Source organism: Cupriavidus sp. USMAHM13, from assembly GCF_001854285.1.
GTDB classification, from domain to species: domain Bacteria; phylum Pseudomonadota; class Gammaproteobacteria; order Burkholderiales; family Burkholderiaceae; genus Cupriavidus; species Cupriavidus malaysiensis.
The window spans coordinates 3,801,978-3,822,365 of the sequence record NZ_CP017751.1 but is presented as its reverse complement, the minus strand read 5'-3'; the positions used below and the strand labels follow the sequence as shown (position 1 = coordinate 3,822,365).

The following is a 20,388-nucleotide window of genomic DNA, read 5'->3' as shown; positions in this document are numbered from 1 at the left end:
GGTCGGGCGCTTGCCGTCGGCGCGGGCCTCAGAGCCCGGGGTAGAGCCGCTGCGGATTGAAGATGCCGGCCGGGTCGAAGGCAGCCTTCAGGCGCGCGTGGATCGCTGCCAGCGGCGCCGGTTGCGGCGTGAACACGCCGACCGACTTGTCGCCGTTGCGGAACAGCGTGGCGTGTCCGCGCGCCGCCTGCGCGGCCGCGCGCACATGGGCTGCCGTGTCCGCGCTGTCATCGTCGGCCAGCCACCAGCGCTGCCCGCCGCCCCATTCCACCAGTTGCGCGCCGGGCAGGGCGAGTGGCGCGGCGGTGCCCGGTACGGCGATGCGCCACAAGGCGCGGCCAGCGGCGACAGGGGCGAAAAAGGCATGGCTCTGTTCGCGCAGTGCCTGCCACAGTGCGGCCGACTCGCTCTCGGCCACGGTCTCGCCGCCGAGCTGGGCGCAAGCCGCGCGCAGCGCCGCCTCGGCGCCCGACAGGCGCACGTGCAGCGCACCGTCGTGCCAGGCCGAGGCCGCGATCGGCAGCGGGCGGCCGCCCCAGGTATTGAGTGCATCGAGGGCTTGCTGCTGGTCGAAGGCGAAGCGCAGCGTGGTATCGGCGAAGGGGATCGGCAGCACCTTCAGTGAGACTTCCAGGATCAGGCCCAATGTGCCGAGCGAGCCGGCCAGCAGGCGCGAGACGTCATAGCCGGCCACGTTCTTCATCACCTGGCCGCCGAAGTTCAGCACCTCGCCGCGCCCGTCCATCAGCTGGGCGCCGAGGACAAAGTCACGCAGCGCGCCGACCGATTGCCGGCGCGGCCCCGACAGGCCGGCGGCCACGGCGCCGCCCACGGTCGCCAGCCCGGCGCCGGCATCGAGATGCGGCGGCTCGAAGGCCAGCATCTGCCGCTTTTCCGCCAGCGCCGCTTCCAGCTCCGCCAGCGGCGTGCCGCAGCGCGCCGTGACCACCAGCTCGGCCGGATCGTATTCGACGATGCCGCGCCATCCGCGCGTGTCGAGCAGCGTGCCGGCGGGGGCCTGGCCGTAGAAGTCCTTGCTGCCGCCGCCGCGCAGCCGCAGCGGAGTGCGCTGGGCGGCGGCCTGGCGGATGGCATCGCGGAAGGCGTCGAGCGAGGTATCCATGTGGGGTTGTCTCTGGTCTGGCTGTTCTGTTCTGAATGATGTGGTCGCCGCCGCGCCGCTAGGGCTTGCGCCCGGCACCGGCACCCGGCGGCGCCTGTATCCCGGCGTCATTCTGGTGCGGTGCCATCGCGCTGCCGCAGTGCTTGCAGAAATGCGCGTCGGCATCGTGTCCCTCGCTCAGGCAATGGGTGCAGGTGCGCGTGGTGAGGGGGCGCCGGATGATGGTCGCCGCCAGCTCCGCGCCGACGATGCCGGTGGGGAAGGCGATGATGCCGTAGCCGAGCAGGATGGTGAGCGAGGTGATGAGCTGGCCCAGCGGCGTCTTGGGCACCATGTCGCCGAAGCCGGTGGTGGTCAGCGTGACCACTGCCCAGTACATGCTGGTCGGGATGCTGGTGAAGCCGTGCTCCGGGCCCTCCACCACGTACATCACGGTGCCGAGGATCACGGTGATGATGCAGACGGTGCACAGGAACACACCGATCTTGCGGCGGCTGTTGGCCAGCGCCAGGTAGAGGACCTGCGCCTCCTCGAAGTAGACGGTCAGCTTCAGGATGCGGAACACGCGCAGCAGCCGCAGCAGCCGCACGTCGATCAGGAAGGCCAGCTCCGGCACGAAGAAGGCCAGCCAGGTCGGCAGGATGGAGATGAAGTCGATGATGCCGAAGAAGCTGAACACATAGCGCAGCGGCCGCCGCACCACCAGCACGCGCATGGCGTACTCGATGGTGAACAGCAGCGTGAACATCCATTCCAGCACGGTGAAGAAGGTGCCCAGGCGCTGGTTCACGGCCGCCAGGCTGTCGAGCACCACCACCAGCACGCTGGCCACGATGGCGCCCAGCAGCGCGATGTCGAACAGGCGCCCGGCGCGCGTGTCGGCCTCGAAGATGATGGTGTACCACCGCTGGCGCCAGCCGGCCTCGGGCCTGCCCAGGCGCTGGCGCAGCATTTCCTGTTGCAACGGTCGGGACATGGTGGCGTCAGAAGCGCGGCAGGTCGGGGTGGGGCAGCAGCCCGCGGCGCACGTGCATCTTGCCGTACTCGGCGCAGCGCGCCAGGGTCGGGATGGCCTTGTCGGGATTGAGCAGGCGCGCCGGGTCGAAGGCCGCCTTGACGGCGAAGAAGGCTTCGCGCTCGGCCGGAGCGAACTGCACGCACATCGAATTGAGCTTCTCCACGCCGACGCCGTGCTCACCGGTGACGGTGCCGCCCAGTTCCACGCAGGCTTCCAGGATGTCGGCGCCGAACAGCTCGGCGCGGTGCCACTCGTCCTGGTCCGCGCCGTCGAACAGCACCAGCGGGTGCATATTGCCGTCGCCGGCATGGAACACATTGATGCAGCGCAGGCCGTACTTGCCCTCCATCTGCTCGATGCGCTTGAGCAGGGTGCCGATGTGCTTGCGCGGGATGGTGCCGTCCATGCAGTAGTAGTCGGGCGAGATGCGGCCGGCGGCGGGGAAGGCGTTCTTGCGTCCGCTCCAGAAGCGCAGGCGCTCGCTCTCGCTCTGCGACACGGTGATGCGGGTCGCGCCGGAGGCGCGCAGCACCTCGCTCATGCGTGCGATCTCCTCGGCAACTTCCTCGGGCGTGCCGTCGGACTCGCACAGCAGGATGGCGGCGGCATCGAGGTCGTAGCCGGCGTGCACGAATTCCTCGACCGCGGCCGTGGCCGGCTTGTCCATCATTTCCAGGCCGGCCGGGATGATGCCGGCGGCGATCACGTCGGCCACCGCATTGCCGCCTTTCTCCACGTCGTCGAAGCTGGCCATGATGACCTGGGCGAGCTGGGGCTTGGGGATCAGCCGCACGGTGACCTCGGTCACCACCGCCAGCATGCCCTCGGAGCCGATCAGCACCGCCAGCAGGTCGAGGCCGGGCGCGTCGGGGGCCTCGGAGCCGAATTCGACCACTTCGCCTTCCATGGTCACGGCGCGCACGCGCAACACGTTGTGCACGGTCAGTCCGTACTTCAGGCAGTGCACGCCGCCCGAGTTCTCGCTGACGTTGCCGCCGATGGTGCAGGCGATCTGCGAGGAGGGGTCGGGGGCGTAGTAGAGCTGGTGGGGCGCGGCGGCCTCGGAGATGGCCAGGTTGCGCACGCCGGGCTGGACCACGGCGGTGCGCGCGCGCGCATCCACGCAGACGATGCGCTTGAACTTGGCCAGCGACAGCACCAGGCCGTCGGCGACCGGCATGGCGCCGCCTGACAGGCTGGTGCCGGCGCCGCGCGGCACCACCGCCACGCCGAGCCGGTGGCACAGGCGCAGGATGGCCACCACCTGGTCCTCGGTATCCGGCAGGGCCACCGCCAGCGGCAATTGTCGGTAGGCGGCCAGGCCATCGCACTCGTAGGGCACGGTATCTTCCGGACGGGTCAGCAGCGCCGCGTCGGGCAGGATCGCGGCCAGGCCGTCGAGCAGCGCCTGGCGGGCGGCATCGGTCAGGGGCTTGGCTTCGTGCGGGGCATTCATGGCAACTCCTGTAGTGGCCGGGCGCGGCACGCCGTGTCCGGGAGCGCTGACTATAGCGCAGCCGCGCGCCGGAAACGCCTGCTGCAGACGTGAATTCGGCGCGGCAGGGCGATCAATTCCGTTCATGCCGGGGCGGCATGCCGGCCGCCGTCCCCAGGCATAGGCATGATAGGGCGGCAGGGCCGGGTTCTACCAGTCGAGGCCCAGCAGCCAGTCGACGAAGTAGCGGGCCTCGGGATTGAGCGGCGCCTGTTCGCGCTCGACGATGTAGTAGCCGTGCGGCGATACCGATTCGATGTCCAGCAGGCGCACCATCTGGCCGAGCGACAGCCACTGCTTGGCCATGCGCTGGCGCACCAGCGCCACGCCCTGGTTGGTGGCGATGGCTTCGAGCATCAGCCCGATGTCGTTGAACTGGGGCCCGGTCTGGGGTTCGGGCCAGTCCAGGCCGGCGGTCTCGAACCAGGGTTTCCACGGTTCCAGCGGGCTGCGCAGCAGCACCAGGCCGTGCAGGTGCTCCGGGCGCGTCACGGCGCGGCCGTCGATGCGCTCGAAGTATTCGCGCCCGCAGGCGGGAAAGACCGGTTCGACCAGCAGCCTGGTGGCCTTCAGGTCGGGATAGCGGCCGGTGCCGTAGCGGATCTCCACATCCGTGTCCTGGGCCTTGACGTCGAGCAGGGGGACGGCCAGGTGCAGTTCGATGTCGATGTGCGGGTACAGCGCGCCGAACTCTGGCAGGCGCGGCACCAGGTGCTGGCGTCCGAAGGTGGGCGGGATCGCCACGCGCAGGCGCGCGCGCTGCTTGTTGTACTCGGGGCGGGCCAGTTCGTTGAGCGACTTGAGCGCATCCTGCACATTGCGCAGGTAGCGCGTGCCGGCCGCGGTCAGGCGCAGCGCGGCGTTGGCGCGCACGAACAGGTCGTCGCCCCACAGCTCTTCGAGGTTCTTGATGCGGTGCGAGACCGCGCTGGGCGTGACGGACAGTTCCTCGGCGGCGCGCGCAAAGCTGCCCAGCCGGGCGGCCGCCTCGAAGGCGATCAGCAGGTGCAGCGGCGGGACGCGGTTGAACAGCGAAGCCATGGATGCGCGTGCTCCTTCAGCGCGAGGCGCGGAAGATCTTGCCGGGGTTCAGGATGTGCTTCGGATCGAGCGCATCCTTGATCGCGCGCATCAGGTCGAGCGCGTCCTCGCCGTGCTCGCGCACCAGGAAGTCCATCTTGTGCAGCCCCACGCCGTGCTCGCCGGTGCAGGTGCCGCCCATGGCCAGCGCGCGCTCGACGATGCGGCGGTTGAGTGCCTCGGCCTCTTCCATCTCCCGCGGCAGTGCCGGGTCGACCAGGATCACCACGTGGAAATTGCCGTCGCCGACGTGGCCGACGATGGGGCAGGGCAGCGAAGAGGCGCGCAGGTCGCGCTCGGTCTCACCCACGCAGTCGGCCAGGCGGGAGATCGGCACGCACACGTCGGTGGTCACCGCGCGGCAGCCCGGCTTGAGCTGCAGCATGGCGAAATAGGCATTGTGGCGTGCATTCCAGAGGCGGCTGCGGTCTTCGGGGCGGGTTGCCCATTCGAAGCCCTGGCCGCCGTGGTCGGCGGCGATCTGCTGCACCGTCTCGGCCTGCTCGCGCACGCCGGCCTCGCTGCCGTGGAACTCGAAGAACAGGTGGGGCAGCTCGGGCAGCGCCAGCTTGTCGTGCCGGTTGATGGCGCGGATGGCGAGCGGGTCGACGAACTCCACGCGCGCCACCGGCACGCCGAGCTGGATGGTCTCGATCACCGCCTGCACGGCGCTGCGCATGCTGGGGAAGGCGCACACCGCGGCCGAGATGGCCTCGGGCTGCGGGTAGAGGCGCACCGTGATCTCGGTCAGGATGCCGAGCGTGCCTTCGCTGCCGATGAACAGGCGGGTCAGGTCGTAGCCGGCGGAAGACTTGCGCGCGTGCGTGCCGGTCTTGATCACGCGGCCGTCGGCGGTGACCACCGTCAGCGCCAGCACGTTCTCGCGCATGGTGCCGTAGCGCACGGCATTGGTGCCCGAGGCGCGCGTGGCGCACATGCCGCCCAGCGAAGCGTCGGCGCCCGGGTCGATGGGGAAGAACAGCCCGCTATCCTTGATTTCCTGGTTCAACTGCTTGCGCGTCACGCCGGGCTGCACGGTCACGGTCAGGTCTTCGGCCTGCAGCGCGACGACGCGGTTCATCTGCGACAGGTCCAGGCTGATGCCGCCGGCCACCGCCAGCAGGTGGCCTTCGAGCGAGGAGCCGACGCCATAGGGGATCAGCGGCACGTCGTGGTCATGGCACAGCCGCGCCACCGCGGCTACCTCGTCGGTGCTGTGCGCGAACACCACGGCATCCGGCAGGGCGGGCGGGAACGGCGATTCGTCGCGGCCATGGTGCTCGCGCACGCCCGCCGAGGTGGAAAAGCGCTCGCCGAAGCGGGCCTGCAGGGCCTGGACGACAGCGGGCGGCAGCGGGCGGCGCGCCAGCGCGGCTTGGGGGGTGGGGTGGTTCATGCCGGTCTCCTGCGGGCCCGTTCCCGGCGCCCGCGCCGCCGGCAGCGGACCGGCGGGCGGCAGGGGCGCGGCCCGGTTTCGTCTGGGTGTCAATTTGTTTATTTTACGCCCCGGGGCCGGCGGCCCGGAGGCGGTGGCCGCGCCGGACTGCCCGCGCGACGCGAACGGCGCCATAATGTCCGGTTCACAAGCTATAGCGCGGCAAGCGCCGCAGGAGAGAGCAGAACATGGGCAAGCGCCTGACCAAGATCGTGACCCGCACCGGCGACGACGGCACCACCGGCCTCGGCGACGGCAGCCGAACCGGAAAGGACAGCCTGCGCATCGGCGCCATCGGCGATGTCGACGAACTGAATTCGCAACTCGGCCTGCTGCTGACCGAGGACCTGCCGGAGGCGGTGCGCGGGGCCCTGCTGCAGGTGCAGCACGACCTGTTCGATCTCGGTGGCGAACTGTCCATCCCGGGTTACCCGCTGCTCAAGGAGGCCCACGTGATCCGGCTCGACGAGTGGCTGGCCCATTACAACGCCGACCTGCCGCGCCTGGCCGAGTTCATCCTGCCGGGCGGCAGCCGGGGCGCGGCCCAGGCCCACGTCTGCCGTGCCGTCTGCCGCCGGGCGGAGCGCAGCCTGGTTGCCCTCGGTGCCGCCGAGGCGCTCAACGATGCGCCGCGCCACTACCTGAACCGCCTGTCGGACCTGCTGTTCGTGCTGGCCCGCGTGCTCAACCGGTCCGCCGGCGGCAGCGACGTGCTGTGGCAGCGCGCCCGGGATGAGTGACGGAAGGTCGACTTTGTTGCGCCGGGACTTCACGTCCGGGTTCCGGCACGCGGCCTCCTGCCGATATCCCCGCGAAAAGTCGAGAAATTTAGTCGGAAAAGCGCTGTAGACCCTTGAAAAGCCCCTGGGTGCCACAATTTCGGCCTCAGGTTGAATTGCAGCCGCGCGGATAGCGATGGCTCAATAGGAGAGAATAAATGGGTAAGATCATCGGTATCGACCTCGGTACCACCAATAGCTGCGTGGCGATCCTGGAAGGCAACACTCCCAAGGTCATCGAGAATTCGGAAGGCGCCCGTACCACCCCGTCGATCATCGCCTACATGGAAGACGGCGAGATCCTGGTGGGCGCGCCGGCCAAGCGCCAGGCGGTCACCAATCCGCGCAACACCCTGTATGCGGTGAAGCGCCTGATCGGCCGCAAGTTCGAAGAGAAGGAAGTCCAGAAGGACATCGGCCTGATGCCGTACTCCATCGTCAAGGCCGACAACGGCGACGCATGGGTTTCGGTGCGCGAGCAGAAGCTGGCGCCGCCGCAGGTCTCCGCCGAAGTGCTGCGCAAGATGAAGAAGACCGCCGAGGACTACCTCGGCGAGCCGGTGACCGAAGCGGTCATCACCGTGCCGGCCTACTTCAACGACAGCCAGCGCCAGGCCACCAAGGACGCCGGCCGCATCGCCGGCCTGGACGTCAAGCGCATCATCAACGAGCCGACCGCGGCCGCGCTGGCCTTCGGCCTGGACAAGAACGAGAAGGGCGACCGCAAGATCGCCGTGTATGACCTCGGCGGCGGCACCTTCGACATCTCGATCATCGAGATCGCGGACGTGGATGGCGAGAAGCAGTTCGAAGTGCTGTCGACCAACGGCGACACCTTCCTTGGCGGCGAGGACTTCGACCAGCGCATCATCGATTACATCATCGGTGAGTTCAAGAAGGAGCAGGGCGTCGACCTGTCCAAGGACGTGCTCGCACTGCAGCGCCTGAAGGAAGCTGCCGAAAAGGCCAAGATCGAACTGTCGAGCTCGCAGCAGACCGAGATCAACCTGCCGTACATCACGGCGGATGCCTCGGGTCCGAAGCACTTGAACCTGAAGATCACCCGCGCCAAGCTGGAAGCGCTGGTCGAGGAACTGATCACGCGCACCATCGAGCCTTGCCGCATCGCGATCAAGGACGCCGGCATCAAGGTCAGCGACATCGATGACGTGATCCTGGTCGGCGGCATGACCCGCATGCCCAAGGTGCAGGAGCAGGTCAAGGAGTTCTTCGGCAAGGAAGCGCGCAAGGACGTCAACCCCGACGAGGCCGTGGCCGTCGGCGCCGCGATCCAGGGCTCGGTGTTGTCGGGCGACCGCAAGGACGTGCTGCTGCTGGACGTGACCCCGCTGTCGCTGGGCATCGAGACGCTGGGCGGCGTGATGACCAAGATGATCGGCAAGAACACCACGATCCCGACCAAGCACGCGCAGGTATTCTCGACCGCCGACGACAACCAGCCCGCGGTGACCATCAAGGTCTACCAGGGCGAGCGTGAGATGGCCTCCGGTAACAAGCTGCTGGGCGAGTTCAACCTCGAGGGCATCCCGCCGTCGCCGCGCGGCACGCCGCAGATCGAAGTGTCCTTCGACATCGACGCCAACGGCATCCTGCACGTGGGCGCCAAGGACAAGGCCACCGGCAAGGAAAACCGGATCACCATCAAGGCGAACTCGGGCCTGTCGGAAGACGAGATCCAGCGCATGGTCAAGGACGCCGAGGCCAACGCCGAGGAAGACAAGAAGGCCCGTGAGCTGGCGGATGCCCGCAACCAGGCCGATGCGCTGATCCACTCGACCCGGAAGGCGGTCACCGAGTACGGCGACAAGCTGGAAGCCGGCGAGAAGGAAAAGATCGAGGCTGCCGTCAAGGAACTGGAAGATGCGGTGCGCGGCGGCGACAAGGCCGACATCGAGGCCAAGATCAACGCCCTGTCGGAAGCCAGCCAGAAGCTGGGCGAGAAGGTCTACGCCGACATGCAGGCCAAGGCCGGCGAAGGCGCCGCGGCCGGTGCGGCCGGCGCGCAGCAGCAGGCGCAGCCGCAGGACGACAACGTCGTGGATGCCGAGTTCAAGGAAGTCAACGACAAGAAGTAAACGGGACCGCGGGTGCGGCGCGGGCTGGGCGCCCCGCCGTGACCCGTCCCGACGCCGGGCGACGGACATCGGACCAAGCGGGTGACCGCCGTCGGATGCCTCGCTCGGCTTTTTTGCTATTCGCCCGGTGCGCGCGTCTTGCGCACCCGGCCACTCAGGTAAGCAGCCACCATGGCAAAACGTGACTATTACGAAGTGCTCGGGGTGGGTAAGAACGCGAGCGACGAAGAGATCAAGAAGTCCTATCGCAAGCTCGCGATGAAGTACCACCCGGACCGCAATCCGGACAGCAAGGATGCCGAGGAGAAGTTCAAGGAGGCCAAGGAGGCCTACGAGATGCTCTCGGATCCGGAAAAGAAGGCCGCCTACGACCAGTACGGCCACGCCGGCGTCGACCCCAATATGGCGGGCGGTTTCGGCGGCGGCCAGGGCTACGGCGGCTTCGCCGAGGCCTTCGGCGATATTTTCGGCGACATCTTCGGCCAGGGCGGCGGCGGCCGCCGCGGCGGCGGCGGCCCGCAGGTCTACCGCGGCGCCGACCTGCGCTACAGCATGGAGATCACGCTGGAGCAGGCCGCGCACGGCCACGAGGCGCAGATCCGCGTGCCGCACTGGGACGAGTGCGACCGCTGCCACGGCAACGGCGCCGAGCCCGGCACCAATGTCGAGACCTGCCCGACCTGTAACGGCGTGGGCCAGGTGCGCGTGTCGCAGGGCTTCTTCAGCATGCAGCAGACCTGCCCGAAGTGCCACGGCAGCGGCAAGCACATTCCCAAGCCCTGCACCAAGTGCCATGGCCAGGGCAGGCTGAAGTCGCAGAAGACGCTGGAGGTCAAGATCCCGGCCGGCATCGACGAGGGCATGCGCATCCGCTCGTCCGGCAACGGCGAACCTGGCATCAACGGCGGGCCGCCGGGTGACCTGTACGTGGAAGTCCACATCAAGCCCCATGCGGTGTTCGAGCGCGACGGCGACGACCTGCATTGCCAGATGCCGATTTCCTTCGCTACCGCGGCGCTGGGCGGCGACCTGGAAGTGCCCACGCTGGGCGGCAAGGCGACCTTCCCGGTGCCCGAAGGCACCCAGGCGGGCAAGACCTTCCGCCTGCGCGGCAAGGGCATCAAGGGGGTGCGCTCCGGTTATCCGGGCGACCTCTACGTGCATGTCGCCGTGGAGACGCCGGTCAAGCTGACCGAGGCGCAGAAGGACATGCTGCGCCAGTTCGACCGCTCGGTGCACGAAGGCGGCTCGCGCCACAGCCCGCAGGAGCAGTCCTGGCTGGACAAGGTGAAGAGCTTCTTCAGCTGACGGCTGCGGGGCCGGTCCCGTGGCAACAAGGCCGCGCGCGAGCGCGGCTTTTTTTCGCCTGGCGGATTCGGCTGGCGCCGGTGGTCGTGCCGCGCGGCTTGTGACCACTCTCCCGCCGGCCGGCCGTGACGGCTGGGGCCACACCGTTGGCTTCGTCCCTATGCTCGCGCGCTGGAGCACACCGTTGGCTTCGTCTATACGTGGCGCCTTGCTAAACCACCCCTCTCCCCAGCCCCTCTCCCGCTTGCGGGAGAGGGGCTGGGGGAGAGGGCGGGCGTCGGTCGGTCGCGGCGGACGGGATCACTCTTTCGGCTCGACTGCATCCGGCCTTTTCCCCGGCCGACGCCGCTTGGCGCGATAATGGCGCTTCGCCTCCCCTGTCTCCCTCACCGTCGTTTTCCGCCGTGGCAGTTCCCCCGCTTTCCTCCCTGCTTTCCGCGTCCGAACCCTTCGTGCTGCTCGACGATGCGGCCGCCTCCCCTGGCGCGGCACCGGGCCGGTCCTCGCGCCTGTACACCGGTTTCGTGCGCGAGGACCGCATCGAGGTCGCGCAGGCGCTGGACCGCCTGGGCGCGCTGGACACCATGCTCGCGCAAGGCTGGCGGCAGGGTTGGCATGCGGCGTTGTTCGCGCCCTACGAATTCGGCGGGCCGCTGGTCGGCGTGCCCGTGCATACGGGCCAGGACCTGCCCTTCCACGATGGTGCCCTGCGGCTGCTGTGGTTCCGTGCCATGCAGCGCCTGCCGGCGGCCGATGTCGACGCCTGGCTGGCCGGTGCAGGAACTGGCGGCGGCGCGCCCGCAGGCGTGATGCAGGTCGCCTCCGATACCTCGCGGACCGCCTTCGAGGACGCCATCGCGCGCATCCATCAATGGATCGAAGCCGGCGACACCTACCAGGTCAACTACACCCAGCGGCTGCGCTTTTCCGCCTTCGGCGCGCCAGCCGCGTTGTTCGCCGGGCTGCGCGCGGCGCAGCCGGTGCCATACGGCGTGCTGGCATGCCTGCCCGGCGACGGCTGGGTCCTGTCGCTGTCGCCCGAGCTGTTCGTCAGCCACGATGGGGCGGGCAGCCTGCTGGCCCGGCCGATGAAGGGGACCGCTCCGCGCACGGGCGACGCCGCTGGCGACGCGGCCGCCGCGTCGGCGCTGGCCGCCGATGCGAAGAACCGCGCCGAGAACGTGATGATCGTCGACCTGCTGCGCAACGACCTGGGCCGCATCGCCGTGCCCGGCAGCGTGGCGGTACCGGACCGCTTCACCGTGCAGCCCTTCGGGCGCGTGCTGCAGATGACCTCCACCGTGACCGCGCGCGCCCGCGCCGGCACCTCACTGGCACAGTTGCTGGGCGCGCTGTTTCCCTGCGGCTCGATCACCGGCGCGCCCAAGCGGCGCACCATGCAGATCATCGCCGAACTGGAGCCGGCTCCGCGCGGCCTCTACACCGGCTCGGTCGGCTGGATCGACCCGCCCGCCGCAGCGGCGGGGCAGGGCAGCGGCGACGGGATCGGCCCGTTCACGCTGTCCGTGGCGATCCGCACGCTGGTGCTGGGCGCACCCGGCGCCGACGGCCTGCGCCGTGGCGAGATGGGCGTGGGCGGTGGCATCGTGCACGACAGCGTGGCGGCCGACGAATATGCCGAGTGTGGCTGGAAGGCGCGCTTCCTGACCGCATACGATCCGGGTTTCACCCTGTTCGAGACCTTGCGCGCGAATGGCGGGCAATGCCTGCGCCTGGCGCGGCACCTGGAACGGCTGGCGGCGTCGGCCGCCTGCTTCGGCTTCGCCTTCGATGCCGCAGCGGCAGCGCAGGCCGCCACCGCCGAGGCCGTGCGCCTGGGCGCCGGGGACTGGCGTGTGCGGCTGGCGCTGGACAAGGCCGGCTCTCTGCAGGTGACGAGCGGGCCGCTGGCCCCGCTGGCCATGGAGGAAGGCCGGGTCTGGCTCGACCAGGCTCCCGAGCCCCTGGCTGGGGCCGATCCCTTGCGCCGCCACAAGACCAGTGCACGCGCGGTCTATGACGCGGGCTGGCAGGCGGCCGAGCGCGCCGGCGCTTTCGATCGCCTCTTCTTCAACCAGCGCGATGAACTGCTCGAGGGCGGGCGCAGCAGCGTCTTCGTCAAGGTCGACGGACGCTGGCTGACGCCCCCGCTGGCCGCGGACATCCTGCCCGGGGTCATGCGCGCCGTGGTGCTGGAGCAGGGCGATGCCCTGCTGGACGGCCCGGCTGCCGAAGGCGTGATCACGCGCGCGATGCTGGCGCGCGCGCAGGCGCTGGTGGTGGTGAACTCACTGCGCGGCGTGCTGCCGGCACGCCTGAAACCGGCCTGAAACCCGCCTGAAACCGGCCTGGATCCGTTCCGAACCCGGCCGGACCGGGCGCAAGCGGCGTCGCACAGACTCAGTCGGCCGCCGCGCGCGGCCGATGCACCACCAGTGCGTCGCACGGCAGGCAGTCGAGCAGCCGTGCCGCGGTGCTGCCGAGCAGCGCGCTGGCCAGTGCGCCGCGACCCTGCGCGCCCATCACCACCAGGTCGGCTTCGTGCCGGCGCACGTGCTGGGTCAGCAGCAGCTCCAGCGCACCGCGCAGGATCACCGGGCGCACCCGCGTCGAGGCGGGCAGCTTGCTGTCGGCGAGGAAGGCGGCGCAGGCATCCTGTTCCGCCTGCGGGATGCCGCGCGCCGGCGGCGCGGTGTCGGCCATTCCGGAATAGGGCTGCTGGTAGGCGTGGAAGACGGTCAGCTCTTGTCCGGGGAACAGCCGCGCGGCGCACCGCAGCGCATCGCGCGAGGCCGGCGAGAAGTCGCAGGCGACCACGATTTCGCGATAGGGGCCGTGCGGGCGGTTGCGCACTACCAGCAGGGGCTGCGGCAGGCTGCGCGCCAGCCGCTCGACGCTGGAGCCGAGCAGGAAGCGTCCCAGCAGCTCGAAGCGCGCCACGCCGGTGACCACGAGGTCTGCGCCGGCCGCGTCGGCCATGTCCCGGATGCCGGCCGCCACGTCCTTGGACTTCGCTATCTGCATGTCGGCCTGCACCGGCAAGCCCGCCAGGTCGCGCGCGAGCTGCTGGCGGGCGATGCGCAGCGCGTCGCCCGCGCCGGTGCCGGCGGCCCAGGCCAGGGCCTGGTCCGGATGCGCGGCGGGATCGAGCACGTGGCCGACCAGCAGGCCGGCCTGCCACTGGCCGGCGAGCTGGGCGGCACGGTCGAGCGCGCGGTCGCAGCGCGCGGAAAGGTCGGTCGCCAGCAGCAGGCGGGCGGGGAATGGTGTCGGGTCGGGGGCGGTGGACGTGGTCATGGCGTTCTCACGGGTTTGGAATGCCGGCAGGCGCGGCACGGCGCTCAGCGGGTTGCCAGCCGCCGGCCGACCGGCAGGCGGCGGATCACGGTCTTCTCCAGCTCCGAGCCGCAGAACACCAGCAGCCCGGCGCCGATCGCCTTGGCCCATTCCAGCGCGCTCAGGTCGGTCGAGCCGAATACGGTCTGCATGACCGGCAGGTGGGTGTAGGCGAGCTGCAGCGGCACGCAGGCGGCGATCGAGGCCAGCACGTAGGGGTTGCCGAACAGGCCCTCGCGGCTGATCACGGTATGGAAGATATGCCGGCTGTTGAGCAGGTAGAACATCTCGGCGGCGACCACGGCGTTGACCGCCATCGTGCGCGCCGTCTCCAGGCTGGTGCCGTCGGCCAGTTCCCACAGGAACAGCCCGAGTGCGCCGGCCATCATCAGTACCGACACCATCAGCACGCGCCAGACGAAGAAGCCCGACAGCAACGGCTCGCCGACCGGGCGCGGGCGCCGCGCCATGAGGCCCGGCTCGGCGGGCTCGAAGGCCAGCGCCAGGCCCAGCGCGCTGGAGGTGACCATATTGATCCACAGTACCTGGGCCGGGGTCAGCGGCAGCGGCAGGTCGAACAGGATGGCCGCGATCACGATCAGGGCCTCGCCGCCGTTGGTGGGCAGCATGAAGAGGATGAATTTCTTCAGGTTGTCGTAGACCGCGCGGCCTTCGCGCACGGCGCGCGCGATGGCGGCGAAATTGTCGTCGGCGAGCACCACGTCGGCGGCCTCCTTGGCGGCCTCGGTACCCTTCAGCCCCATCGCCACGCCGACGTCGGCACGCTTGAGCGCGGGGGCATCGTTGACGCCGTCGCCGGTCATCGACACCACCTGGCCGGCCTGCTGCAGCGCCGCCACCAGGCGCAGCTTGTGCTCGGGGCTGGCGCGCGCGAACACGTCGACTTCCATGGCCACGCGGCGCAGCGCGGCGTCGTCCATCAGCGCCACCTCGCTGCCCGTCAGCGCCGGCTTGCCGACCCCGATGGCGAGTTGCGCGCCGATCGCGCGGGCGGTTTCCGCGTGGTCGCCGGTGATCATCTTGACGCGGATGCCGGCACGGTGGCATTCGTCGACGGCGCGGATGGCTTCCTCGCGCGGCGGATCGATGATGCCGACCAGGGCCAGCAGCGTGTAGCCGCTCTCCATGTCGGCAAAATCCAGCCGCGCGTCCGCCGGCGCGGCGCGCTTGCAGGCCAGCGCCAGCAGGCGCAGGCCCTGGGCCGCGGTGTCGGTGGCCATGCGGCGCCAGTAGTCGACATCGAGCGCGTGTTCGCCATCGCCGTCCCACTGCAGGGCGCACATGTCGAGGATGCGCTCCGGTGCCCCCTTGGCCAGGATCCACGGTGCGCCGCCGGCATCGCGGTGGTAGGTGGCCATGAAGCGGTGCTCGGATTCGAAGGGGATAGAATCCAGCCGGGGCCAGCTCTCGCCGGCCGACTGCTGCGATAGTCCGGCCTTGCTGCCGGCGACCAGCAGCGCACCTTCGGTGGGGTCGCCCTCCACATGCCACAGGCCGTCCTCGTGGCGCATGCGGGCGTCGTTGCACAGCACCCCCGCACGCAGCGCCATCGCCAGTGCCGGCGCGTCGCCGGGATCGACCGCGCGGCCGTCGACGCGGAATTCGCCGTCGGGCGCGTAGCCCACGCCGCCGACGTCATAGACGCGGCCGGCGCAGACCATGCGCTGCACGGTCATCTCGTTGCGCGTGAGCGTGCCGGTCTTGTCCGAGCAGATCACCGTCACCGAGCCCAGCGTCTCCACCGCCGGCAGGCGCCGCACGATGGCGTTGCGCCGCGCCATGCGCTGCACGCCGAGGGCCAGCGTGACCGTCATGATGGCCGGCAGTCCTTCGGGGATGGCCGAGGCCGCCAGCGCCACCACCATCATGAACATTGCGGCCGGCGCGTGGCCGCGCCAGGCGATGCCGGCCACGAACGTCAGCGCCGACAGCAGCAGGATGGCGATCGCCAGGCCAAGGCCGAAGCGGTCGATCTGGCGCAGCAGCGGCGTGGCCAGGTTCTCGATGTCGCCCAGCATCCCGTCGATCTTGCCCAGCTCGGTCGCCCCGCCGGTGGCCACCACCACACCGGTAGCCTGTCCGTACACCACCAGCGTGCCCGAGTAGGCCATGCCGAAGCGGTCGCCCAGCGGCGCATCGGCGGCCACCGGCGTGGCGCTTTTCTCCACCGGCAGCGATTCGCCGGTCAGTGCGGCCTCTTCCACGCGCAGTTCCTTGACGGTCAGCAGGCGCAGGTCGGCGGGTACGCGGTCGCCCGAGGCCAGGGCCACCACGTCGCCGGGAACCAGCGCTGCCGCGTCGATCTCGCGCCGTGCACCGTCGCGTACCACGGTGGCGTGTGGCGACAGCATGGCGCGGATGGCATCGATGGCCGCCTCCGCCTTGCCTTCCTGGATGAAGCCGATGCCCGCGTTGACCAGCACCGCCACCAGCAGCACGCCGGCATCCACCCAGTGGCCGAGGATGGCCGAGATGACGGCCGAGGCCAGGATGACGTAGAGGAGGATGTTGTGGAATTGCAGCAGCAGCCGCATCAGCGGGCCGCGCCGCTTGGGCGGCGCCAGTCGGTTGGGACCGACCTCGGCGAGCCGCCGCGTGGCCTCCGTGTCGGTGATGCCGCCGGCCGGGTCCGTACGCAGCACTCGCGCGACTTCCACGTTGGACAGGGTGTGCCAGGGGGGTGGCGTCGGTACCGGGTCGCAGTGGCCGGCAGGGGGATCAGTCATAGAATCAGGGCCTTGTCGGGGTCCTGGCGGACCGGTTTCCCAATTGCGGTATGAGTGAACTGCCCGGCCATCTTACCGTGGCCCCTTGCGGCGGGAACTGCGCTGCATCAAGAAAGCGGACGACAAGGAACCTGGCCGGCGCCCTTGAAAGTGCTTGACAAGTAGCTTTCTTGGCGGTGCGGCGGGCGGGAGATGGCTGCCCTTGCCCGGAGGGGGGGCGGGCGTGGAGGGGGTCGCTGAAGGCGGGCTGCGGCCGGCCATGTCCGGCGGGCCGCGGCCGGGGAGCCGGGGCATGGCCCCGGCGCGGGGGCGTCAGGCGGAGAAGGTGTGTTCGACGGCGGGGAAGCTGCCGTCCTTGACCGCGGCCACGTAGGCGCGTACGGCAGCCTCGATCGAGGTCTGGCCATCCATGAAGTTGCGCACGAACTTGGCTTTGCGGCCCGGGTAGATGTTCAGCATGTCCTGCAGCACCAGCACCTGGCCCGAACAGTCCACGCCCGCGCCGATGCCGATGGTGGGGATGGTCAGCTGCGCCGTGACCTCGGCCGCCAGCTTGGCGGGTACGGCTTCCATCACCACCAGCTGGGCGCCGGCGGCCTGCAGCGCGGTTGCATCGCGCCTGAGCTGTTCGGCGCCGGCGTCGGTCTTGCCCTGCACCTTGAAACCGCCGAAGGCGTGGACCGATTGCGGCGTCAGGCCGATATGGGCGCACACCGGGATGCTGCGCTCGACCAGGAACTTGACCGTCGGCGCCAGCCATTCGCCGCCCTCGATCTTGACCATCTGGGCACCGGCGCGCATCAGCGCGACGGCGCTCTCATAGGCGGCCTCCGGGGTGGGATAGGTGCCGAAGGGCAGGTCGGCCACCAGCAGCGCGGTCTGGTTGCCACGCGCCGCGCAGGCGGTGTGGTAGACCATGTGCTCGAGCGTGACGGGCAGCGTGGTGGTCTGGCCCTGCATCACGTTGCCGAGCGAATCGCCGACCAGGATCACATCGACGCCGCAATAGTCGAGCAGCGCGGCGAAGCTGGAATCGTAGGCGGTCAGCATGACGATCTTGTCGCCGGCGGCGCGCATCGCCTGCAGCGCGGGGACGGTGACGGTCTTGCGGGAGGGATCGAGGAGATAGCTCATGGCATTGCCTGTCTGCAGCGATTGCCGGTGCGGCGGGGCGGGCCGCCGGGGCGCGGTGCGCTCCGGTCCGTAAGGTTGCCTGCCGGCGACGGAGGCGGTCGCTGTCGTTATGGTTGGAATCTGCCAGGCGGAGCCTGTCAGGGCGCAGCGAGATTGAGAAAGGCCTTGCGGCCGCGCATCGTTTCGACGCGCGTCAGTAGTGTACGGAAATCGCCGTCATTGTCCACCGGATTGAAATGCGCGGTGTCGACGATCAGGACCGGTGCCTCGTCGTAGCGATGGCACAGCTCGCCGTAGGCGCCGCACAGGCGCTCCAGGTAGGGCAGGTCGAGACCGGTTTCGCCGGGAGCGCCGCGTCGCGCAATGCGCTCATGCAGCAGCGCCGGGGGCGCGTGCAGCACGATGACGAGGTCGGCGCGCTGGGCAGGCAGGGCGATGCGCGCGGCGATGGCGTCATAAAGGGCCAGTTCGTCGGCGGGCAGGTTCAGCTCGGCGTAGAGGCGGTCGCGCTCGTGCAGGCAGTTCGTCACCATGCGCTGGCCTACCAGCAGCGCTTCCTGCCAGCGCTGCGCCTGCGCCGCGCGCTGCGTCAGGCAGGCCAGCTGCAGCGGCAGCGCATGGCGCGCGCGGTCGCGCAGGAAACGTTCGAGGAAGGGGTTGTCGCGCACGCCGTCGAGCAGTTCGCCGCTGCGCAGGGTCTGTGCCAGCCGCCGCGCGAGCGCGGTCTTGCCGGAGCCGACGGGGCCTTCGACGATGATGCGGCGCAGATGGTCGAGCATGGGGGAAGGAAACGGGTCAGGCGGTGCGGCGCCCGTGCGGCAGGTTCAGGCGCCGGCCTGTTGCTGGCGCTTGCACTTGCAGGGTGTCATTTTCTCGATGCGCTGACCAGCCACCGCGGGCAGGTGGTCGGCAGCCCGGCCGCGCCCCGGGATCACCAGCCCGGGGTCGATCTCCAGCAGCGGCACCAGCGTGAAGGCGCGCTCGGTCACGCGCGGGTGCGGCACCGTCAGGTGCTCGTCGTCGTGCTGTTCGTCGCCGAACAGCAGCAGGTCGAGGTCGAGCGTGCGCGGCGCATTGTGGAAAGGGCGCTCGCGGCCGAACTGGTCCTCGATGTGGTGGCAGATGCGCAGCAGCTGCCCCGCCGTGAACGAGGTTTCCACCTTGACCACGGCGTTGTAGTAGTCCTCGCCCTGCGCGTCGATCGGCGCGGTGCGGTAAAAAGACGATCTCGCCAGCACCGTGATGCCGACCTGCTGCGCCAGGCACACGACGGCATCCTTCAGCGCCTGGCGGGCATCGCCCAGGTTGGCGCCGATGCCGATAAAGGCAAGTGTCATTCCGATTCCTCCGGCTGGCTGCGGGGCTCGCCCGCTTCCGAGTCGCTTCGGGAGGACACTTTATCCGATTTCCGCGGACCGCGCCGGCGACGCTTCTTGCGCGCGCCGCCCTCGCCTTCGCCCTCGGCGGCCGGGCCGCGGGCGCTGCGCGCCGAGTCGATCAGGGCTTCGCGGCCGTCGGAGTCCGCATCCTGGAAGGACTGCCACCAGCCGGCCATTTCCTCGGGCAGCTCGCCCGACTGGCAGCGCAGGTGCAGGAAGTCGAAACCGGCACGGAAGCGCGGCGATTCCAGCAGGCGGAACGGCATGCGTCCGACGCGCTTCTCGAAGCGCGGCTGCATGCCCCAGATATCGCGCATGTCGGTGACGAAGCGGCGCTGGATGGCCAGCTGGCCGGTCTGGCGCTCGAGCACGTCGTCCATGGCCGTGTTGAGCGCGGCGATCGGATGCTCGCCGGACTCGCGCAGCGCGGTCCAGCGCTGCAGCACGTGGTGCCACAACAGCGCGGCGAACAGGAAGCCGGGCGAGACCGGCTTGCCGGCCTGCACGCGGCGGTCGGTGTTGTCCAGCGCGAGCTGCACGAAGCGCTGGCCCAGCGGCTGTTCCAGCGCGACGTCGAGCAGCGGCAGCAGGCCCTTGTGCAGCCCTGCCTTGCGCAGTTCCTGCAGCGAAGCCCAGGCGTGGCCGGACATCAGCAGCTTGAGCATCTCGTCGAACAGGCGCGCGCTGGGCACGTTGTGGATCAGCGAGGCCAGGCCGGCGATGGGCTGGCGCGTGGCTTCGTCGATGCCGAAGCCGGTCTTGGCCGCGAAGCGCACCACGCGCAGCATGCGTACCGGATCCTCGCGGTAGCGCGTGACGGGGTCGCCGATCATGCGCAGCGTGCGCGCGCGCATGTCTTCCATGCCGTGATGGTAGTCGTGCACCGTCTGCGCCGACGGGTCGTAGTACATCGCGTTGATGGTGAAGTCGCGCCGCTCGGCGTCTTCTGCCTGCGTGCCCCACACGTTGTCGCGCAGCACGCGGCCGGATGCGTCGATGGCGTGGGTCTTGCTGTCGAGCTCGGAGCGCTTCAGGCGGCGGCCCTCGGGCAGCGTCTCGCTGGCGACCGCGTCGACCAGGGCACGGAAGGTGGAGACTTCGATGATTTCCTGCTCGCGCCCGCCGTAGAAGGTGACGTGCACGATCTGGAAGCGCCGGCCGATGATGCGCGAGCGGCGGAACAGCGCCTGCACCTGCTCGGGCGTGGCGTTGGTGGCGACGTCGAAGTCCTTGGGCTTGATGCCGAGCAGCAGGTCGCGCACGGCGCCGCCGACGATGAAGGCCTGGTAGCCGGCCTGCTGCAGCGTCGAAGTGACCTTGACCGCGTTGCGCGAGATCAGCGCCGGATCGATGCCGTGCTCTTCGACCGCGATGACGCGCGGTGCGTGGGCGCGGCCTTGCCGGCGCTGCTTCGGCGCCGGCTTGCCGAGCAGCCGGGTGATGAGCTTCTTGATCACG

Annotated in this window: 15 protein-coding genes; 4 read left to right on the top strand and 11 right to left on the bottom strand. The window is 69.8% G+C overall.

What is annotated here, in order from left to right; genetic code table 11:
- Positions 1–28 precede the first annotated feature (28 nt).
- From glcE to BKK81_RS16850, 5 genes are all read right to left on the bottom strand, one after another.
- Positions 29–1,123 carry a glycolate oxidase subunit GlcE gene (gene glcE / locus BKK81_RS16870; RefSeq protein WP_071015304.1) on the bottom strand — a complete coding sequence of 365 codons (1,095 nt, stop codon included), beginning with the start codon at positions 1,121–1,123 and terminating at the stop codon, positions 29–31.
- Between the two features lie 58 nt (positions 1,124–1,181).
- Positions 1,182–2,099: an ion transporter gene (locus BKK81_RS16865; protein WP_071015301.1), complete on the bottom strand. Its 918-nt coding sequence runs from the start codon at positions 2,097–2,099 to the stop codon at positions 1,182–1,184.
- A 7-nt stretch (positions 2,100–2,106) separates the two neighbouring features.
- On the bottom strand, positions 2,107–3,597 hold the full coding sequence (locus tag BKK81_RS16860; protein ID WP_071015299.1) for an FAD-linked oxidase C-terminal domain-containing protein: 1,491 nt from the start codon (positions 3,595–3,597) through the stop codon (positions 2,107–2,109).
- A gap of 189 nt (positions 3,598–3,786) precedes the next feature.
- On the bottom strand, positions 3,787–4,677 hold the full coding sequence (locus BKK81_RS16855) for a LysR substrate-binding domain-containing protein (protein ID WP_071015297.1): 891 nt from the start codon (positions 4,675–4,677) through the stop codon (positions 3,787–3,789).
- Between the two features lie 16 nt (positions 4,678–4,693).
- Positions 4,694–6,112, bottom strand: coding sequence for an FAD-binding oxidoreductase (locus tag BKK81_RS16850; protein ID WP_071015294.1), 1,419 nt, complete (start codon positions 6,110–6,112; stop codon positions 4,694–4,696).
- Positions 6,113–6,339: 227 nt separating this feature from the next.
- Between BKK81_RS16850 and BKK81_RS16845 the strand changes: the two genes are divergently transcribed.
- The 4 genes from BKK81_RS16845 (at position 6,340) to BKK81_RS16830 (ending at position 12,664) form a co-directional block, all read left to right on the top strand.
- Positions 6,340–6,891: a cob(I)yrinic acid a,c-diamide adenosyltransferase gene (locus tag BKK81_RS16845; RefSeq protein WP_071015291.1), complete on the top strand. Its 552-nt coding sequence runs from the start codon at positions 6,340–6,342 to the stop codon at positions 6,889–6,891.
- A gap of 197 nt (positions 6,892–7,088) precedes the next feature.
- Positions 7,089–9,026: a molecular chaperone DnaK gene (dnaK, locus tag BKK81_RS16840; RefSeq protein ID WP_071015289.1), complete on the top strand. Its 1,938-nt coding sequence runs from the start codon at positions 7,089–7,091 to the stop codon at positions 9,024–9,026.
- A gap of 171 nt (positions 9,027–9,197) precedes the next feature.
- Positions 9,198–10,334, top strand: a complete 1,137-nt coding sequence (dnaJ, locus tag BKK81_RS16835) for a molecular chaperone DnaJ (RefSeq protein ID WP_071015286.1) — start codon at positions 9,198–9,200, stop codon at positions 10,332–10,334.
- 584 nt (positions 10,335–10,918) lie between these two features.
- On the top strand, positions 10,919–12,664 hold the full coding sequence (locus BKK81_RS16830) for a chorismate-binding protein (protein WP_231908062.1): 1,746 nt from the start codon (positions 10,919–10,921) through the stop codon (positions 12,662–12,664).
- Between the two features lie 70 nt (positions 12,665–12,734).
- On the opposite strand, the gene BKK81_RS16825 is transcribed toward BKK81_RS16830, so the two are convergent.
- The 6 genes from BKK81_RS16825 to pcnB form a co-directional block, all read right to left on the bottom strand.
- A complete protein-coding gene (locus BKK81_RS16825; RefSeq protein WP_071015280.1) occupies positions 12,735–13,631 on the bottom strand; it encodes a universal stress protein in 897 nt (298 codons plus the stop codon).
- A gap of 44 nt (positions 13,632–13,675) precedes the next feature.
- Positions 13,676–16,417 (bottom strand): cation-transporting P-type ATPase, encoded by a 2,742-nt coding sequence (locus BKK81_RS16820; protein ID WP_071015276.1) that lies wholly within the window; start codon positions 16,415–16,417, stop codon positions 13,676–13,678.
- A 312-nt stretch (positions 16,418–16,729) separates the two neighbouring features.
- Positions 16,730–17,551, bottom strand: coding sequence for a 3-methyl-2-oxobutanoate hydroxymethyltransferase (gene panB / locus BKK81_RS16815; RefSeq protein WP_071015273.1), 822 nt, complete (start codon positions 17,549–17,551; stop codon positions 16,730–16,732).
- Positions 17,552–17,688: 137 nt separating this feature from the next.
- Complete coding sequence (locus BKK81_RS16810) at positions 17,689–18,330, bottom strand: deoxynucleoside kinase (protein ID WP_071015270.1); 642 nt, start codon at positions 18,328–18,330, stop codon at positions 17,689–17,691.
- 45 nt (positions 18,331–18,375) lie between these two features.
- Positions 18,376–18,888, bottom strand: coding sequence for a 2-amino-4-hydroxy-6-hydroxymethyldihydropteridine diphosphokinase (gene folK, locus BKK81_RS16805; RefSeq protein ID WP_071015267.1), 513 nt, complete (start codon positions 18,886–18,888; stop codon positions 18,376–18,378).
- Positions 18,885–20,387: a polynucleotide adenylyltransferase PcnB gene (gene pcnB / locus BKK81_RS16800; RefSeq protein ID WP_071015263.1), complete on the bottom strand. Its 1,503-nt coding sequence runs from the start codon at positions 20,385–20,387 to the stop codon at positions 18,885–18,887. Before pcnB ends, folK begins: the two co-directional genes overlap by 4 nt.
- Between the last annotated feature and the right edge of the window lies 1 nt (position 20,388).

Coding starts and splice junctions, on each gene's coding strand:
- glcE (WP_071015304.1), bottom strand. CDS start 1,123: ATGGATACCTCGCTCGACGCCTTCCGCGATGCCATCCGCCAGGCCGCC.
- BKK81_RS16865 (WP_071015301.1), bottom strand. CDS start 2,099: ATGTCCCGACCGTTGCAACAGGAAATGCTGCGCCAGCGCCTGGGCAGG.
- BKK81_RS16860 (WP_071015299.1), bottom strand. CDS start 3,597: ATGAATGCCCCGCACGAAGCCAAGCCCCTGACCGATGCCGCCCGCCAG.
- BKK81_RS16855 (WP_071015297.1), bottom strand. CDS start 4,677: ATGGCTTCGCTGTTCAACCGCGTCCCGCCGCTGCACCTGCTGATCGCC.
- BKK81_RS16850 (WP_071015294.1), bottom strand. CDS start 6,112: ATGAACCACCCCACCCCCCAAGCCGCGCTGGCGCGCCGCCCGCTGCCG.
- BKK81_RS16845 (WP_071015291.1), top strand. CDS start 6,340: ATGGGCAAGCGCCTGACCAAGATCGTGACCCGCACCGGCGACGACGGC.
- dnaK (WP_071015289.1), top strand. CDS start 7,089: ATGGGTAAGATCATCGGTATCGACCTCGGTACCACCAATAGCTGCGTG.
- dnaJ (WP_071015286.1), top strand. CDS start 9,198: ATGGCAAAACGTGACTATTACGAAGTGCTCGGGGTGGGTAAGAACGCG.
- BKK81_RS16830 (WP_231908062.1), top strand. CDS start 10,919: ATGCTCGCGCAAGGCTGGCGGCAGGGTTGGCATGCGGCGTTGTTCGCG.
- BKK81_RS16825 (WP_071015280.1), bottom strand. CDS start 13,631: ATGACCACGTCCACCGCCCCCGACCCGACACCATTCCCCGCCCGCCTG.
- BKK81_RS16820 (WP_071015276.1), bottom strand. CDS start 16,417: ATGACTGATCCCCCTGCCGGCCACTGCGACCCGGTACCGACGCCACCC.
- panB (WP_071015273.1), bottom strand. CDS start 17,551: ATGAGCTATCTCCTCGATCCCTCCCGCAAGACCGTCACCGTCCCCGCG.
- BKK81_RS16810 (WP_071015270.1), bottom strand. CDS start 18,330: ATGCTCGACCATCTGCGCCGCATCATCGTCGAAGGCCCCGTCGGCTCC.
- folK (WP_071015267.1), bottom strand. CDS start 18,888: ATGACACTTGCCTTTATCGGCATCGGCGCCAACCTGGGCGATGCCCGC.